The 20,309-nt window shown below is 38.4% G+C and carries 3 protein-coding genes; all 3 read left to right on the top strand.

Going from position 1 to position 20,309, the window contains the following annotated elements:
* Positions 1-175: 175 nt before the first annotated feature.
* The 3 genes from BAQ46_RS23915 to BAQ46_RS23905 are packed head-to-tail and all read left to right on the top strand — an operon-like array spanning position 176 to position 20,248.
* On the top strand, positions 176-2,113 hold the full coding sequence (locus BAQ46_RS23915; protein ID WP_001011810.1) for a cyclic peptide export ABC transporter: 1,938 nt from the start codon (positions 176-178) through the stop codon (positions 2,111-2,113).
* 14 nt (positions 2,114-2,127) lie between these two features.
* The gene (locus tag BAQ46_RS23910) at positions 2,128-9,750 is read left to right on the top strand and encodes a non-ribosomal peptide synthetase (protein WP_013142334.1); all 7,623 of its coding nucleotides are present in this window, start codon (positions 2,128-2,130) and stop codon (positions 9,748-9,750) included.
* 43 nt (positions 9,751-9,793) lie between these two features.
* Positions 9,794-20,248, top strand: coding sequence for a non-ribosomal peptide synthetase (locus BAQ46_RS23905; protein ID WP_071742935.1), 10,455 nt, complete (start codon positions 9,794-9,796; stop codon positions 20,246-20,248).
* Positions 20,249-20,309: the final 61 nt, after the last annotated feature.

Here is a 20,309-nt window from a genome sequence, read left to right as displayed (position 1 = left end):
AATATATACAATTTCTCAAATTATCTAAGCAGGTAATCTTGTCATTTTGAATGGTGGAAGTGGTGAGAAAGCAAGGCGTGTTTGCATTAATAAAAGGAACCTTCATTGTATATGTAGAGAGAAATAAAGAGGAAATAAAATACAAAGAGTTAGAGTTTTTGAAGGGGGAATAACGTTGAATTTTAGCAGTGAGCAATCACTAGCAGATATTGGACGTGCCTTGACAGGGGCTTCGTTTGTCATCGGCGTGTTTATTTGCATCAATTTATTTATTTTATACAGAGTCATTGTACAGGCTCTGAGAAAAGAGCGTTCACTTGTTGTATCGGCAAAGAATAGATTGCTTTTGGGTGTGGCAGTTGTTATATATGGGGCCTTAATTTACGTTCTTCATGAATCTTATAAGTGGCTAAAATATGAGTTTGTCGATTTACAAGCAGTTAGTACACAAATGTCAATTGTATATTGGTTATCGATTGGATTGATAGGTCTGTATATTCTCTACTATACGCTTACTTTATTTTATAAAAAAGAAGGGCAGGAACAGTTTCTGCTAATGATTATCAGTGGGGCTGTAAGTGGGTTGAGCAATACGTTTGTCATATACATCATTAATCAATCGTTAAATACGAAAGACAACTTTACGAATGGTTTATTCTATGCCTTTTTAATTGGGTTGGTTGTTCATATCATTGCAGAACGATACATTCGTACAAGGATTGCTGTAATTACCAATCGAGTAGTTTATGAAAAAAGGGTTAAGCTGATTGATAAAACGTTGCAAATTCCATTTGAACGAATGGAGCGTTTTGAGAAAGGAAAAATCAGTGCTTGTTTAAATAATGATACAGAAAAAATTAGTGAAGGCATGCATTTAGCAGTTACTGGTGCGACCAATTTAATTACTTTGTTTTTCTGTCTAATTTATTTGGGTATGTTGAGCTTTTGGGGCCTTGTTTTGTCTTTGGGCGTTGTTGTGGTCACTATTCTAATCAATCTATTTGTTGCAGGGGAAGCAACTAGACTGTATGAAGAGACAAGGGACATTCAAAATAAGTTTTTTGGTTTTATTAATGACATGTTGGCAGGATTCAAAGAGTTGAAGCTAAATAGAGCAAGAAAACTGGCATTCCAACAAAATTTTGAAGAAGCTTGCAGCGACTATCGTAAAAAGGGAACAAAGGTTGACCTAAAGTTCGCTAACGCTTTTATTATGGAAGACATGATTCTATTGTCGGTTGTTGGATTTGTGGCGTTTCTCTTTCCATTGATTTTCAAAATGCAAGGTGAATTGCTGTACAATTATGTTTTTATTTTCCTTTATATGATTGGCCCTGTCACCTATCTGCTGCATTCTTTTCCGCAAATTATGCAGATTCAAGTAAGCTGGAAACGTATTAATAGTTTAATGGAAGAGGTCGCTGAATTAGAAAAAGAAGACCGTATTTCTGTCGAACCGTCGCCTGAAAAGAAAGTGATTCTCACTTTAAAGGGAGTCCAATTCCAATATAAAGGTACAAGCGGAGAAGATTTTTCAGTTGGACCAATTGATTATGAATTTAAGGCTGGAGAAATTACCTTTATTACTGGAGGGAATGGAAGTGGGAAATCAACCTTTGCTAAGCTTGTTACCGGCCTTTATCCGGCTGATCGAGGAGAAACTCTCATTAACGGCGTTTCTAAAACACCAGAACAAATCCAAGAATACTATTCTGCAATTTTTAGCGACTTTTATCTTTTTGACCGTCTCTATGGTATAGATATTGATGGAAGAGAGCAGGAAATTCAAAGCTTGCTTGAGCTTCTTAGAATTCAGGATAAGGTCACAATCAAAGATGGTGAATTCAGCACGACTAAACTGTCGACAGGTCAAAAGAAGCGTTTGGCTTTGCTAGTTTCATATTTAGAGGATCGACCTATTTGTTTATTTGATGAATGGGCGGCAGATCAAGATCCAGAATATCGCAAATTCTTCTACTACAATTTGCTTCCTATGTTAAGAGATGAAGGGAAGTGTGTCATTGCAATTACACATGACGATCAATACTTCCATAAGGCTGATCATCTTATCAAAATGGAGCAAGGCCAGTTTGTAGAAAATAAGGATATATGAGGAGGTACATGTAGATGAGTCGTTATTTTCCATTAAGTAATGGACAGCTGGGCATTTGGTATGTTGAAAAAATGTATCCTAATACAAGTATTTCAAACAACGGGGCACTTATACAATTGGCTACAGAGCAGCCCCTTCTTTATAATCTAATTTCTATTGCTATAAATGAGTATATAAAACGAACAGACAATATCCGTTTACGTATGATTTCTAGAAAAGAAGGCGAACCAGTTCAGTACGTAGCTGAATATATTGAAAAAGAAATAGAAATTATCGAGTTAAAAGATGCAGGCACTGAAAGTGTAAAAGAGGCTGCACTTGCCCACTTTCAGCAACCTTTACCACTAGAGGACGAGGATCTTTTTGATTTTAAAGTGTTTAAAGAAAGCAGGCATCAGTGCTTTCTTTATGTGAATATTCATCATATTATTTCAGATGCTGTGTCTGTCATGAGTTGCATAGAGAGCATTATTTCCATTTACACTGATTTAGCAAGTGGTGCGGTCATCGATATGGTGAAAAGTCCATCGTTTATCGAGCAAATTGAAGCGGAGCAGACATACGAGAAAAGTCCGCGTTATGAAAAGGATCGTCTTTATTGGGAACAGATTTTCCAAAGTAGGCCAGAATTAACATCTCTTAAGCCTAGCAACGATTATTGCAGCAGTGCGAAAGCAATACGGCTGTCTAAAGCAGTTCCGAAATCTCTTGCGGAAAAGTTGAAAGAATATTCGACTAAGAATCATATTAGTTTATTTAATTTGTTCTTGTCAGGCGTTTTCTTGTATATGTCCAAAATGAGTCAGAAAAAGGATATTGTAATCGGTACAATGTTTTCCAATCGGACAACGCTTCGTGAAAAGGAATTGTTTGGCATGCTTGTTAGCACTGTTCCTTTTCGTGTAGAGGTTAATCCAGCTCTCACTTTTTCTTCATTCGTAAGAAATTTAAATCAGCAGCAGATTAGAACAATGAGGCATCAAAAATATCCATATAATCGTATTTTAAATGATTGGCGAAAAAAGCACAGCACGCATGATTATTTGTATACAACTTCCTTACAATATTTGGAGGTGGATTTCCCTAAGACAGATGGGATTAGATATAATGTTGATTTTTTATATAACGGTTATGAAATCAATGATCTCGCCTTTCATATTGTAAAAAATGGGGAAGACATTGCATTTGAAATCGACTATAGAGTTGATTTATTTGAAGAGACAGAGATCCGCGACATGTTTAATAGAATAATGCTTTTACTTTCTAAAGCATTATTGGCTCCGCAGCAGCAGATTGGAAATTTAGATTTATTAACAGTTACTGATCAATCCTTATATTTTAGGGAGCAAATGGAAATAGTCTGTCATGAACCGGAGGAATATTTCCAACAGATTTTTCAAAGAATTGCAAAAAAAATACCTGAAAAGATAGCGGTTGTTTGTGAGGAGCGCACACTGACGTATAAGGAACTGGATGAGCGGTCGAATCAGCTTGCACGACTCCTTCGACAAAAGGGGATAACACGAGAAAAAACAGTTGCTATTCTTACTAATCGTACAGAAGATATGATCGTTGGATCGATAGCGGTGATGAAAGCAGGTGGAGCTTATGTCCCAATCGATGCCGAATTTCCAGAGCAGAGAATCCAATTTATTCTAAAAGACAGCAGTTCTGTGATTTTGCTGACGGATCAAGTAAATAGAGTAGAACAAGATGCTTCTATTGAATGCATCCACTTTCAAGATGAAGCAATTCAGCAACAGCCGACATCTTCTATTGAAAACCTGACGAAGCCTGAAGATTTATGCTATATCATATATACGTCTGGAACAACAGGCACGCCAAAGGGGGTTATGATTGAACATCGGAATTATCTAAATATGTGGAAAGCCTATAACGAAGCATACGGTTTTCAAGAAATAAAGCCTTGTATCTTACAGATGGCCAGCTTTTCGTTTGATGTCTTTTCTGGGGATATGGCAAGAGCTTTATTGAATCAAGGAACCCTTGTCATTTGTTCGTCAGAAGCAAAGCGTGATTTAGTACGTATTCAAAATTTGATTGAGACACATCAGATTACAATGCTGGAATCAACACCAGCTTTAATTGTTCCTCTTTTAGATGACATGTATGAAAAAGGGATTAAGCATACTTCTCTTGAATTGGTTGTGCTGGGTGCTGATTCTTGTTTGAAAGAAGACTATGAACGTCTCTTAGAACGTTATGGTGAGAGTATACGAATTTTTAATACATATGGTGTCACTGAAGCGACAATTGAATCGAGCATTTATTGTTCTGAGCAGGCGTTTGCAGATTATGAGGGTATTACGCCAATCGGTAAACCGTTATCAAATATGTCAATGTACATTTTTAGTGAAAACATGGAGCTTCTTCCACCTCATTATATAGGGGAGTTGTACATTGGTGGAAAAGGCGTCGCCAGAGGCTATTTGAACAATGCAGAGCTGACAGAGGAAAAATTCATCTTAAACCCTTATGATCCCTCTGAAAGGCTGTATAAGACAGGGGATCAAGCGAAAATGCTGCCTGATGGAAATATTCAGTTTCTTGGGCGCAATGACTTTCAAGTCAAAATTAGAGGGCATCGAATTGAAATTGGAGAGATTGAGGCAAAAATGATTCAGCACTCTTTGGTGAGGAGAGCGGTTGTAAAGACTGTTAAACCTAACTCCCATCAAACCGTATTGGCTGCTTACTTTGAATCAGATGAAGTAGATATCACAAATCAAATAAAAGCATTTTTATTTAGAGAGCTGCCGGACTATATGGTCCCGACATATTTTATTCAATTAGACCGATTGCCTTTAACTGAAAACCACAAAGTCAATCGGAGAGAGCTGCCAGAGCCTGAAGTCTTTTTCAAGGAAAAGGAAGAGACAGGTTTGTTTCATAAAGCAGTTGAGGCGAAATTAGCCGAAGTTTGGAAGAAAACGCTAAAGGTAGACAATTTACATGCAACTTCTGATTTTATCCAGCTAGGTTTTCATTCATTGCAAGCATTAAAACTTTTGAATGAGATTGAGAATGAGTTCGGGATTCGACTGACGCTAGGGGATATTTTTTCTAATACACTTTTGTTTGCAATGGCAGATGTCATTGAAGAAAAAATGAAGATAGGCAATTTTGAACAGCTGCTACCTGCTAAGAAGAGTGATTCTTATCCTGTGACAGCTGCGCAAGAAGGGGTATACACAAGATCATTAATTACAGACGCTAATCTGTTTAACATACCTTGTGTATTCCAAATAGATGGGCCACTTGGCGCGGGTGCGCTTATAGATGCAATGCAAAAGTTAGTCAATCGACATGAATCGCTTAGAACCGCTTTTATAAAAGAAGATGGCGTCATTAAGCAGAAAGTTCATACAAACGTTTCCTTGCATGTGGATTATGATGTATACAAGGAATCTGAAATAGAGGAGATTATTTGCGCTTCGCCTCATTCGTTTTCATTGGACAAGCCTCCCTTGATGCAGGCACGGTTGATTAAAATACAATCTCTTCAAAAACATGTTTTATTATTAGACTTTCATCATATTATTTTCGATGGTATGTCTCTCCAAGTATTTATGGAAGAATTGGCATTGATATATCAGGGGAGAACTTTGCCACAATTGGAACTTGGGTACAAAGATTACGCTGTATGGGAGAATCGCCAATTAGAAGCAGATCGGTTTTCTGCACACCGAGATTTTTGGAGGGACATTCTTGTTGACCATACAGAACAGCTCAATTTGCCTGCTGATTTCCCAAGGCCAGATGTGCAATCTTTTGATGGAAAAACATTTGAATTTGAATTAAATATAAATCTACTAAACAAACTAAAAGATTATTCTATGAAGCACGGCCTGACGCTTTATATGAGTCTCTTATCAGTATATTTTGTCTTGTTATCAAAATACACGGGTCAAGATGACTTGATCGTTGGTACGCCTATATCAGGACGCATTCATTCAAATATAGAAAGGATTACAGGATTATTTGTCAACACTCTTCCTATTAGGAAGGTAGTTGGCAGAACAGTTAGTTTCGCTCAATTTTGCCAAGAAGTCAAACGCGATATGCTTGGTATGCTGAATCATCAGCAATACCCTATTGATGAACTAGCCAAGCAACTGAAACTCAATCGTGATCCAAGCAGAAATCCTATTTATCAGACTGTATTTGCTCTACAAGATGTCAAAGAGAGTTATGAGCTGTCTGAAGGTGTCAAAATGTCTATTGTCGATACAGACTATAATACTTCTAAAGTTGATTTAACATTGGAGGCTGCAGTTCTTAATGATTGCCTTGGGTGCCGGTTTGAATATAGTACAAGTTTATTCAGAAAAGAAACTATCGAACAGATGGCAAAACATTTTGAACATCTTATCGAGACGATGGTGGCCGATCCACATCAAATAATCAGTGAAATCGGGTTGCTTTCCCAGGAGGAACAAGAGCTATTGGCCGGTATGAATGATACTTTTGTACCGATACCTTCCTACCAATCTATCTCGGCTCAATTTGAAAAGCAGGCTGAGATGCGTCCGGAGGAAACAGCGGCTGTCTTTAGAGGAAGCTCCATCTCCTACGGAGAATTGAACAGTCGTGCCAATCAGCTAGCACATGCTCTCATTCAACAAGGTGTTGGAACGGATATGTTGGTAGGCATCATGGTTCGCCCATCATTTGATCTACTCATCGGGATGCTGGGAATTTTAAAGGCGGGGGGAGCCTATGTACCAATTGACCCTCAATATCCAGATAGCCGTATTGAGTACATGCTGAAAGATAGCGCGGTCCCTCTTTTACTTACACAGTCGGTGCTGAAAGAAAGAACAGACTCATACTCAGGCAAAGTGATTTATTTGGATGAGGGGATGGAAGGAGAGCGTACAACGAATCCACCTTCAGTGGCAGAAGGGCATCATCTAGCCTATATGATTTATACGTCTGGATCAACTGGGGAGCCGAAAGGCGTCTTGATTGAACAGCACAGTGTACTGAATTTATGGCAATGGTTTGAAAGGACGTATCATGTGGCTCCTGGAGATGCTATTCTTCATATGACCAATTCTGCCTTTGATGTTAGTGTGGAGGAAACGTTGATTCCACTCATGTCGGGAGCTGTTGTTGTTATTGCGGAAAAACAAGTGGTGTTCCAAAAGGAAATGCTAATTGACTTCTTGAATGAGCACAAAGTCCGCATTGCTCAATTCGTTCCGGCAACCTTACGTGCACTTTTAGCTGGACAAACGAAAAAAGCTAAGAATTTAGAAGTGGTCATCTGTGGTGGAGAAAAGTTGGATCCTCAATTGGCTAACCAAATTACATCGCAAGGGTACCACTTATACAATCATTATGGTCCAACCGAAGCGACGGTCGATACACTCGTATGGTCCTGTCCACCGAACAGAGGGGTAATTAAATTGGGAGCGCCCATTGACAATACAAAAGTCTATGTGCTTGATGAAGAAGGAAATCCTGTACCATCAGGCATTCCTGGTGAACTGTATATTGGTGGTGCAGGTATTGCAAGGGGCTATTTGAACCGTCCAGATCAGACGGATTGTGCTTTTGTACCCGATCCATTCGAACAAAACGGGCGCCTTTATAAAACAGGTGACCTTGTCAAATGGCACAGCGATCAGACAATCGAATATCTTGGCAGACTGGACAAACAGGTCAAAATCCGGGGTATGAGGATTGAGCCTGGTGAAATTACAGCGAAGCTGTTGGAGTTGGATGAGATCGAGAATGGCTATGTGATGGCTCATCATGATGAGGAAGGACAAGTAAATCTATGTGCGTATATCGTGTGGAAGAAAGAGAGTGAGCCGCAGAAAATAAGAAGAAAGCTGGCGCAAGCTCTACCAGAATATATGATTCCTGTGCATTTCATGACAATAGATGAGTTGCCTTTAACGCCAAACGGAAAAGTGAGTGAACAGCTGCTTCCAATACCTGAAAAAGAAACAGAAACAGTAGAAGCATATGTGCCGCCTTGTACAGAGATTGAAAAATTGCTCACTGACATTTGGCAGGAGGTGCTTGGTATAGAACGTGTCAGCATAAAAGGAAGCTTTTTTGACTATGGAGGAGATTCGATCAAAGCCATTCAAATTTCTTCTCAATTAAGAAAGTATCGATTGAAACTTGAAACAAAGTATTTATTTACACATGCAACAATACAAGAAGTGGCTATCTATATCGAGCCTTTAAAGAAACAGATTGATCAACGGCAGATATCTGGGGAAATTCTACTTTCTCCTATACAAAATTGGTTTTTTTCAAAAAACTTTGTTAATCCACACCACTATAATCAGGCTGAGACACTCTACAAAGCAGAAGGATTTGACCCTGAAGCGGTTGAATTGGCGTTGGACAAACTCATAGAGCACCATGATGTACTAAGAGCTGTTTTTGTAAAGAATCCGCAACAGATGGTTCAAATCAACCGAAAAGCGTATACAGCTGATTTTTATACATTGGAAGTTATGAACCTTAGAAATAAAAATAACTGGCGAGAGCTTGCAGAAAACCATATTGATAGTATTCAAGGGGAGCTCGATATAGAAAATGGACCTCTTATCAAAGCGAGTATCTTTCAAACCAATAAAGGGGGCCACCTTGTTATAGTTATACATCATCTCATCATAGACGGTGTTTCTTGGGGGATCTTGCTTGAGGATCTAGAAACAGCTTATGAACAAGCTGTTTCTGGAGAAAAAATAAAATTACCTGAGAAAACGAATTCTTATAAAGAATGGACAACAGAATTGTGGAATTACGCCAAAGAGGAAGTAGTAAATGAAAAAGCTTATTGGGAAGATGTTGAAAACAGGCTGGTAGTACCTTCTTCTTTAGCCGTACGTCAATCGATCAATCAAAAGAGATGGTACAGTAAACAGCTTGTTCGGCAACTTAACAAAGAAAAAACGGATTTGCTTTTAAAACAGGCGCATCGGGCATATAACACAGAAATAAACGAAATTCTGTTGGCGGCGTTTGCGTTAGCTATGAAGGAACAATTTGGAATAGAAGAACTACCACTTGATTTAGAAGGGCATGGAAGAGAGACATTTTCGGAAGATGTCGACGTTTCAAGAACGATTGGGTGGTTTACGTCTGTATTTCCAGTTGTACTAGAGGCGGGAAGAGAAGAAAAACTAGGAACCGCAATAAAATCGGTTAAAGACCAGCTTCGCCGTATTCCTCAAAAGGGAATGGGATATGGATTGCTTTATTGTAAGGAACTGCACACTATTGAAGAAAGACCGTCTCCTCCAGTGAGTTTTAACTATTTGGGTCAGTTTGAGTTGCATGAAAATGAGGGCCAATCTTTGCACTTAGGTAATTCAAACAGCTTGGAAAATGAAAGAACACACATGCTTGATTTGAATCTTGCAGTCATAAATGGCGTGTTAGAAATCAATTTGGAATATCATGAGCGTGAGTTTGATAGAAATGAAATCGAACAACTTTTGAATGTTTACACGGAAACACTTGAAAAAATGGTCGATCATTGTATAGATAAGGAAGATGACGGAGAAAAAACGTTAAGTGATTTTGATGATCAACGATTGACGGACGAAGAACTGGATCATATTTATGAGCTGCTTGAAGACATGTAGAGAGAGGTCTTCCTCTCTCTATGATAGAAAAAGGAGTGGAAAAATGAAAAATAAACAAAATTTCCAAAACATTTACCCGCTATCGCCTATGCAAGAAGGTATGTTGTTTCATCATTTAAGCGATAAAGATCAAGATTTTCAAGCGTACTGTGTCCAATCCGCTCTGAAAATTTCCGGTACGTTTAATTTTGATATTGCAGAAAATAGCCTGAATATTCTTGTAAGACGTCATGATTTGTTACGGACAGTTTTTATTCATTCTAAGTTAAGCCGTCCTCGACAAGTTGTATTCAAAAATAGAGAGATGTTCATCCAAATGCATGATTATACTCATTTACAAGGGATTCATAAAGAGCAAGCTATCGAAAAGTTCTTGGCATCGGATTTAAAGGAAGGGTTTGATTTGGTAACTGGCCCTCTATTTCGGGTACAGGTACTGAGATTAAGCGATTTTGAGCATATACTTGTTTTTACGAATCATCATATTATTTTGGATGGCTGGTGCTCTAGAGCTGTTTTAGAGGAATTCTTTGAGATATATGCTACGTTATTGCACCAGGAGCCGGTGAGAGAGAAGAAATCATTTTCTTTTAGTAAATATATTCAATGGATTGAAAATCAGGACAAAGATAAGGCTCATGCCTACTGGAGGGAATATTTAAAAGGACTTGAGACAAATACAGAAATGCCGAGATTCTACAAGAAAGCAACAAAAAAGGGCTTTCAAAAAGGGGAGTTTTATCAAAAAATAAATGATGACTTGCTTCAAAGTCTTGAACGACTATCAAAGCAATACAAAGTCACTGTCCATACTATATGTCAGACAGCTTGGGCTTTGTTGCTCAGTCATTACAACCAATCGAAAGATGTTGTATTTGGATCAGTTGTATCTGGAAGACCACCTGAATTAGAAGGCATTGAGCATGCTGTGGGATTGTTTATCAATACCATTCCAGTCAGAATAAAGATGAAGCCTGAAATGTCTTTTGCACAGCTCCTGCAGAATGTACAAGATTCAAACTTGGAGTCTGAGCGCTATTCATATTGCTCTCTGGCTGAACTTCAGAAAATGACAGAATTTAAGACAGATTTGTTCAGTCATTTGCTTGTTTTTCAGAATTATCCGTCTAATGATACTTCAACAGAAGAGGAAGAAGAACTTTTTGGTTTTCGCATAGAAGAATTTCATGATACCGAGCAAACAAATTATGATTTTCATTTAACTGTTGCTCCAAAGGAACAATACATTATTTTTCATTTTAATCAAAACGTATATGAAAATGATGAAATCCGTAACATAAGCAGACGATTTATCCGTATATTAGAACAGATTATTGAGGCACCTGATATGAGGATGTGTGAAATAGAGCTAATTGATGAGAAAGAAAAAAGGCTTATAACTGAAACATTTCAAACGTCTAATTACAATAGGGGTGAAGACAATCTCACCCTTCATGAACGCTTTGAACAGCAGGCCGCTTGCTTTCCTAATAAAACAGCTGTTTCATTCAATGGAGAATCTCTTACATATGAAATACTAAACAGTCGCGCTAACGAGCTTGCTAAAAAGCTTCGAGGGCTTGGAGTACAATCAAATGACTTAGTAGGTGTTATGCTGGAACGCTCTCACTCATTTATCATAGGCATTCTTGGTATTTTAAAAGCAGGAGCAGCATATGTTCCAATTGATCCAAATTATCCGCTGGAACGGATAAATTATATGATTCAAGATTCGAGAATATCCATTCTTATCACGGATCAAAAAAAGCATGCGGATATATTTCCTACTATTATATATACAGGAAAAGTACTGTTTATAGATGACATGTATAACGGTGACTATTGTGAAAATCTTCCTTCTATTTCCTCTTTACAAGACCTTGCCTATGTCATTTATACATCAGGATCGACAGGAAAGCCAAAAGGAATTCTCACCAAACATGAAAATGTAATGAGAGTGGCTGTAAATACAAATTATGTAGATGTGAAACATGAGGATCGTATTCTACAATTATCTAACCCATCTTTTGATGGCTCGGTATTTGACATTTTCGCAGCATTACTGAACGGAGCAGAATTAATCCTTATTGACCCAAACATCATTCTGTCGCCAAGAGAACTTTCTACGTTCTTAGTAGAACAGAAGATTACAACCATGTTTTTGACTACTGCTTTATTCAATGCAATCATAGCTGAAAATCCAGCAGCTTTTAATGGACTTCATACCGTTTTGTTCGGCGGTGAAAAGGTAACGGTTTCTTTTGTCGAGCAAGCCTTAAAGGAATCTGGATCTAACAAATTCATTCATGTGTATGGGCCGACGGAAAGCACTGTTTTTGCCGCTTTTTATCAAATTCAATCTATTGATAAAAGATTAGGAACTATTCCAATTGGAAAGCCGCTGAATGATACAGAGCTCATAATTTTAAACCAATATGGGCAACTTCAAGCAATCGGTCTGCCTGGTGAACTATGCATAGCTGGGAAAGCTCTTGCCAAAGGATATCTGAATCGTCCTGATTTAACCGACGAGAAGTTTGTCACACATCCGTTTAAAGAACAGGAGAGAATGTATAAAACTGGTGATTTGGTAAGATGGCTTCCTGATGGAGCTATTGAATTTATGGGGCGAATTGATCGTCAGGTGAAAATCCGAGGTTTCCGTATTGAACCAGAAGAAGTAGCGGCCGAATTATTACTCGTCCATAACATAAAAAAATCGTATGTTATGGAAAGAAAAAACGAGCAAGATGAAACATATCTATGCGCTTATTATGTGTCTGATACCAAGAAAGAGTCAAAGGAGATAAGGAACGCTTTGGCTAAACGGCTACCTGATTACATGCTGCCTTCCTTTTTCATTCCATTAAACGACCTTCCAATCACACCGAATGGAAAAACCAATGAAAAAGAACTGCCAGCTCCTGAACTTATGTTAAATCAAGAGGAGGAGTATATTGCACCTAGAACAACGGTAGAAAAGAAACTAGCAGAATTGTGGGAGCAGATTTTAGGGGTAACTCCTGTTAGTATTGGTACCCATTTCTTTGAAGTGGGAGGTCATTCACTCAAAGCTGTTTCTCTGATAGCGGCCATTGAGAGGGAGTTATCGGTTAAATTGTCGATTAAAAAGATTTTTGAACATCCTTATTTAGAGGAAATGGCAATAATGATTGAACAGGAAAAAAATAGGGAAGTGCTTGGTATTCTCCCAGCTCCATCTCAGGACCATTATCCAGCTTCTGCAAATCAGCAACGGATATATGCAATCAGCCACTTACCGGGCGGGGAGCAGAGTTATAACATGCCGTTCCTTTTAAAGGCTCCGCATACTTTACACATTGAGCGTGTTCAGAACACACTTAATATGCTTGTTGAGCGCCACGAAAGTCTAAGAACTTCCTTTGATATGGTTGGGGATGAGCTGGTACAGCGAATCCACTCTTCTGCCAATGTAGAAGTGATGAGAGAAAGAGTATGTGAAGGCGGGCTAGACAAACTTATGTCTAAATTGGTAAAACCATTCGATCTTCATCAGGTTCCACTGTTAAGAGCGGGAGTTTTTGAGTATCAAGGAGATCATCTGCTGTTTATTGATATGCATCACATCATATCAGATGGTCAATCAATTGAGATTTTTATACGGGAATTCATTGAATTGTATAAACACAATCAGCCGCTACCTCCTCTTGCGCTCCAATATAAGGATTATGCTGTTTGGGAAAAGCAGCATGAGATGGATGCGGATGTTTCCTATTGGGAGCAGCAGTTTAAGGGTGATATTCCAGTTTTGACATTGCCTTTTGATGAGAAGCAGACAAGTGGAACAAAGCCAGAGGGTGGCTTTTATATCAGAACGCTTAATCAGGAAATAACAAATCAATTGAAAAAGTATGCCCTGCAACAGAATCAAACTCTCTTTTCACTATTATTAGGGATGTATCAGCTTTTGCTCTCTAAATATACAGGGCAGAAAGATTTAGTAGTCGGTACTCCTTCTGCTGGGAGAAATCATGCGATTTTTGATAAAACTGTTGGGATGTTTGTTAAAACATTACCTATTAGGACTCATTTACCGTCTGCACAGCCAGTAAATGAATTTTTCTCAAAAGTACAGGAGCATTGTTTTGCAGCCTTCGAATGTGATGTGGATCCTGTAGAATGGATTATGAATCGAACTAGTATGACACGGAAGACAAATGGTACTCCTCTTATTCAAACCATGTTTTCGTTTCATCATGAGCAGGAAGAACTTGCTGCACAATGGGAGATACAAAACGTTTTCAATCCCAATGTACAATTTGATCTATCATTGGATGTGTTTGAATACAGTTCCCATTTAGACATCTATTTTGAATATAGTACAAGTTTATTCAGAAAAGAGACTATTGAACAAATGGCCCAAAATTTTGAATATCTTATCCAGACGGTGTTGGCCGATCCACATCAATTGATTGGAGAAATCGGGTTGCTTTCTCAGGAGGAACAAACGCTATTGGCCAGCATGAATGATACTTTTGTACCGATGCCTTCCTACCAATCTATCTCGGCTCAATTTGAAAAGCAGGCTAAGGTGCGTCCGGAGGAAACAGCGGCTGTTTTTAGAGGAAAATCCCTCTCCTACGGAGAATTGAACAGTCGTGCCAATCAGCTAGCACATGCCCTCATTCAACAAGGTGTTGGAACGGATATGTTGGTAGGCATCATGGTTCGCCCATCATTTGATCTACTCATCGGGATGCTGGGAATTTTAAAGGCGGGAGGAGCCTATGTGCCAATTGACTCTCAATATCCAGATAGCCGTATTGAGTACATGCTGAAAGACAGTGCTGTCCCTTTTTTGCTTACACAGTCGGTGTTGAAAGAAAGAATAGACTCATACTCAGGCAAAGTGATTTATTTGGATAAGGGGATGGAAGGAGAGCATACAACGAATCCACCCTCAGTGGCAGAAGGGCATCATCTAGCCTATATGATTTATACTTCTGGATCAACTGGGGAGCCGAAAGGCGTCTTGATTGAACAGCACAGTGTACTGAATTTATGGCAATGGTTTGAAAGGACGTATCATGTGGCTCCTGGAGATGCCATTCTCCATATGACCAATTCTGCCTTTGATGTTAGTGTGGAGGAAACGTTGATTCCGCTTATGTCGGGAGCTGTTGTCATTATTGCGGAAGAACAAGTAGTTTTCCAAAAGGAAACGCTGATCGATTTCTTGAATGAGCACAAAATCCGTATAGCTCAATTTGTTCCAGCAACCTTACGTGTACTTTTAGCTGGACAAACGAAAAAAGCTAAGAATTTAGAAGTGGTCATCTGCGGTGGAGAAAAGTTGGATCCTCAATTGGCTAACCAAATTACATCGCAAGGGTACCATTTATATAATCATTATGGTCCAACCGAAGCGACGGTCGATACACTCGTATGGTCCTGTCTACCTGACAGAGGGGTAATTAAATTGGGAGCGCCCATTGACAATACAAAAGTCTATGTGCTTGATGAAGAAAGAAATCCTGTACCATCAGGTATTCCTGGTGAACTGTATATTGGTGGTGCAGGTATTGCAAGGGGCTATTTGAACCGTCCAGATCAGACGGATCGTGCTTTTGTACCCGATCCATTCGAACAAAATGGGCGCCTCTATAAAACAGGTGACCTTGTCAAATGGCATAGAGATCAGACAATCGAATATCTTGGCAGACTGGACAAACAGATTAAAATCCGAGGCATGAGGATTGAGCCGGGTGAAATTACTGCGAAGCTGTTGGAGTTGGATGAGATCGAGAATGGCTATGTGGTGGCTCATCATGATGAGGAAGGACAAGTAAATCTATGTGCGTATATCGTGTGGAAGAAAGAGAGTGAGCCGCAGAAAATAAGAAGAAAGCTGGCGCAAACTCTACCAGAATATATGATTCCTGTACATTTCATGACAATAGATGAGTTGCCTTTAACGCCAAATGGAAAAGTAAATGAACAGCTGCTTCCAATACCTGAAAAAGAAATAGAGGAAGAATATGTACCGCCTTGCACAGAGACTGAAAAGACGCTCGTTTCCATTTGGCAGGAGGTGCTGGAGACAAATCTAATTGGGAGAAATAGCCACTTCATTAAAGCTGGTGGACATTCCTTAAAAGCTATAGATTTAATGAACAAAATCAGAAAGCAACTATTTACAACAATTTCTTTACAGGATATTTTTGAATATCCACTCTTAAAAGAGCTTGCTAATAAAATTGACAAAACGGGTCAAGCAAAAAAAGAAATCATATCAGTGGCTAAAGAGGCCGAAGAGTACCTGATGACCTCTGCACAAAAACGTATTTATGCAGTTAGTCATTTAATAGGTGCTGACACAACCTATAATATGCCTATTGTTCTAACAGTGCCATTTAAGCTGGAAAAACAAAAGACAGAAAAAGTGATTAAAAGAATAATAGAACGTCATGAAAGTTTACGAACCTCTTTCCAAGTGAAAAATGGCGAAGCAGTACAGGTAGTTCATGCTAACTCTGATTTAGATATAGAAGAAGAAGTACTGAAAGCAGATGAGGTACCTTCACGGATTTCTGCGTGGACTAAGCCTTTTAATTTGAAAAAAGCACCTCTCATGAGAGTAAAAATAGCGAAGGTAGACAATGGAGAGCATTTGCTGTTTTTGGATATGCATCACATAATTTGCGATGGTGTATCAATAGATATATTACTAAATGAATTCTCCTCACTGTATGCTGATGAAAAAGCTGAACTTCCTGTTGTACAGGTGCAGTATAAGGACTATGCAGTATGGAAGCAAAAACAAGATTACAGCCAGTCGAATAATCATTGGGAATCTATTCTGGATGGTCAGCTACCTGTGTTGAATCTACCGACTGATTTTAGCAGGCCAAAGGTTCAACAGTTTGAAGGAGATTATATATCGATTTCAATTAATCGAGAAGTGGGACGTGGTCTTCTAGAGAAGCTGCAAGAGCAGGAAATGACACCTTATGTTTTGTTCCTGGGATTGTATCAGATACTTCTTCATCGATATTCAGGTCAGAATGACATTCTAACAGGAACCCCAGTTTCAGGGAGAGGTCAAATGGGCCTAGAAAATACAATAGGTCTATTAATGAATACACTGCCCATTAGAACAGTTACAACACCACAGATGTCGATAACTAGCTTTTTGGAGCAGGTGAAAAATCAGGTATATAGCATGATGAAATATGCTGATTATCCGCTCGATGAATTCATTGAACGTAAACAGATTAAAAGAAATCTTAATCGGAATTTATTATTTGACACAGTCTTTTCGTTTCATACAGAAGAGGAAGTTTCTTTATGGACACAACTTCAAACAGATCAAAAGACAGCGAAATTTGATTTGACATTTGAGGTCACTCAGTTAAACGACGAATTTCACATCAATATTGAATACAGTACAAACCTATTCCGTGTAGAGAATATTGATAGGATGGCTAGACACTATGTGGAGCTCGTTAAGCAATATCTGACGGGAACGGAGCAGTACTTATATGAAATTGATTTTCGTTTAGATGAAGAAAAACAATTAATTGAGCGTGTAAATGATACTGCTTATCCATTGTCGGTTAATCAGACGGTGTGCACCATGATGAAATTATGGACTGAACATCACCCTGATAGCGTAGCAGCGGTGCATCAAGATAAAATTTTAACCTATAAGGAATTAAACGAAAAGGCTAATGCAATTGCCGATTGGCTTGTGCAGCAAGGGATCAAAAAAGGTGAGATGATTGGAATTATGACAAATCCATCATTCAATATGCTGGCAGGAATTTTCGGTATTTTACAGGCTGGAGCAGTTTATGTACCTATAGACCCAGCATATCCTAAAAAACGGATTGACTATATCTTGAAAGACAGTGAAGTCACCTTCTTGCTGACTGAATCTGAGTATAAGAGTTTGCTAACAGGGTTTGAACAGGAAGTGGTCTTTTTGGATGTCCATCATTTTGAGAAAAATGGATTGTCCAATTCTATTACAGTACAAGGGCATGATGTAGCTTATATGATTTACACTTCCGGCTCTACAGGAAATCCAAAAGGTGTCATGATTGAGCATCATTCATTAATGAATTTGGTTCAGTGGCATCAAAGGAGATTCCAATTAACAGAGGCTGATCGTTGTTTGAAATTTGCTGGTTTTGGATTTGATGCCTCTGTATGGGAGATATTCCCTTGTTTGTCTTATGGGGCATCTCTTTACATCGTCGATGCTCATGTACGACAGGACATATATCAGCTAAATGATTTTATTGAACGTCACCAAGTTACGATTGCATTTATGCCTACGGCCTATTACGAACAATTTTCTCATTTGACAAACAGCTCACTTCGCATCCTTTTAACTGGCGGTGAAGCGTTGAAGACTTGTAAATCGCATTCTTATAAACTTGTCAATAATTACGGACCAACAGAAAATACAGTTGTTTCCACAAGTGGTGTAATTGAAAGCGATTCTAACATAACTATTGGAATCCCAATTGATAATTGCCGGGTATTCATTGTCAATGATCAATTCCAAGAGCAACCAATAGGAGTAACGGGAGAAATTTGTCTTGCAGGAGCTGGATTAGCAAGAGGATACTGGAATCGTCGTGAAGAGACGAAAGAACGTTTCATACATCATCCGGTTACAAAAGAACGTTTATATAGAACAGGAGATTATGGGCGATGGACATCAAATGGAACAATTGAATACATTGGAAGAGCGGATGAGCAAATTAACATACGCGGATATCGTGTCGAATTGCAGGAAATTATACATGCTATAAAAACGTTGCCCGGCATAAAGGACGTCTATCTTTTACAACATAATATGGGTACGACAGCTGAAAGATTAATTGCCTACATTATTTGTGATCAGCCATTTTTCGTTGACGAAATAAAAAGTCAGCTTTCAGAAAGGCTTCCAGATTATATGGTTCCTTCACAATTTATAAAGCTGGATTACTTTCCTTTAACTGAAAATGGAAAGATAGATAAGATAGCACTGCCAAAACCGATACAAGTAAAAAATGATGCAGAGCAGCAAATAGAGCCTAGAACGAAACTTGAAACCGAAATGAGAGAGATCTGGGGAGAAGTTCTAAATATACCTTCTACTTCTATAGGGATTCATGATGATTTCTTTGAACTTGGCGGAAATTCTATCAATATTTTAAAGATTCTTGCCTTAACGATGGATAAGGACTGGGAGATATCGATTCAAGACTTTTTTGACGGAAAAACGATAGCTGCTATCTGTGATCAAACGGAAATAGAAGAAAATCAAATCGATGATAGTGTATATGTCCGTCCAGCAGAGCTTAGTTTGATTGATGATAAAAGGCTGCATAGCAAAAGTGGTGTATTTTTGACCGGGGCAACAGGATTTTTAGGCATTCATTTGCTGGAAAGGTTACTACGTACAACACAGGGTCATATTATCTGTTTAGTAAGGAGAAATAAGCAATATACAGCAGAAGAGTGGCTCAAACAAGTCTTTTTACAATACTTTCCGAAGGATATTGACTTGATAGAACAAGCATCAGACAGATTAAGTATTGTTGCCGGAGATTTAACAAAAGAACGATTCGGCTTAACCTATGACATATACGAAGATATTAAAAAACGAACAGAGCATATCTTTCATGCCGCGGCTAAAACGGACCACTTTGGACAGTTTAACGAATTCAAAGAGTTCAATATAAATGGTACAAAAAGAATATTGGAATTTGCAGGCGACAATAAAAAACTTCATTATATTTCGACTATGAGTGTAGCAGGTCATGTCGCAAAAGGTGAAGAGGAAAGAGTTTTTACTGAAGAAGACTTTTTCATTGAGCAGGAGATAGATGACAATGTTTATGTGAAAAGTAAATTTTTAGCTGAGCATGAAGTCATGCATGCCGTTGCTCGTAAAGAGGTGAATGCAACTATTTATCGCATAGGATTGATTACAGGGCGACACGTGGATGGATGCGTCCAATTGAATTTGAGGAAGAATGCATTCGCAAATACACTTGAAACTATCTATCATCTAGGAGCTGTTTCAGAGGAAATTGTTGGCCAGTTATTAGATGTTTCACCAGTGGATTTATGTAGTGAAGCAATTTTAAAACTTGCCTCCTCTTATAGTAATAAACCTGTTTTTCATATTTATAATCCGTATAAAATTAATATACAGAAAATGTTTAATTTAGGAGGCATTGAAATAAATAAGGTGCCAGATCATGAGTATGAATTGCTAGTAGAATCCTATGCTAATGAAAAAAACTATCAAAAGATTTTAGGGTTTACTTATTATATTGTGAAGGAGAATGAGGCGTATCGTGCCGTAGTAAAAAGTAAATGTGATGTAACAGTTCACTATTTAAAACAGTGCGGTTTTGAATGGCCAGAGCCTTCAGTTGATTATATAAAGAAACTATTTTCAATGATGAGGGAAAAAGGATATTTTTTAGAAATGCATATAAAAAACATTTAATAGGATAGGTATTACCCTCACTTTTCTTATGAAAGGTGGGGGGATTGTTTTAAGGGGGAAC

This window comes from Bacillus paranthracis (assembly GCF_001883995.1).
GTDB classification, from domain to species: Bacteria; Bacillota; Bacilli; order Bacillales; family Bacillaceae_G; genus Bacillus_A; species Bacillus_A paranthracis.
This window is presented reverse-complemented; position numbering and strand designations above follow the sequence as displayed.

Excerpts from the sequence above, each read along its gene's own strand:
- BAQ46_RS23910 (WP_013142334.1), top strand. The coding sequence starts at position 2,128 with ATGAGTCGTTATTTTCCATTAAGTAATGGACAGCTGGGCATTTGGTAT.
- BAQ46_RS23905 (WP_071742935.1), top strand. The coding sequence starts at position 9,794 with ATGAAAAATAAACAAAATTTCCAAAACATTTACCCGCTATCGCCTATG.